Annotated in this window: 1 protein-coding gene; it reads right to left on the reverse strand. The window is 47.5% G+C overall.

Annotated elements, in window-relative coordinates; translation table 11 throughout:
- The coding region (locus HC176_RS17650) for a glycoside hydrolase family 2 TIM barrel-domain containing protein (protein ID WP_280818720.1) at nucleotides 1-366 on the reverse strand (366 nt) is incomplete at both ends.

Here is a 366-nt window from a genome sequence, read left to right on the forward strand (position 1 = left end):
GACGTTTTGATCTTTGCTTCCTTTTCGGGTTCGGTCATTTTGTTGTTGAAGACAAGCCGAATGAAGATCTCATTCATATGTCCCCACATGATCACCGACGGGTGGTTAAAGAACTGCAGGATCTGCTCCCGCTGCATTTTGAGGGAAACCTCGTGATAAGCCTCAGAAGCTGTCACATCATTGATCACCGGTACTTCGCTCCAAACCAAAAGGCCGAGTTCATCGCAGATCCTGTAAACCTCAGGATCCTGCGGGTAATGGGCGGTACGAATAAAATTTGCACCCATGTCCCTGATCATTTCATAATCCTTATGATGCAGCGCATTGGGCAAGGCATTTCCCAAACCAAAAAAATCCTGGTGCCGG

It is taken from the genome of Tamlana crocina (assembly GCF_012037625.1).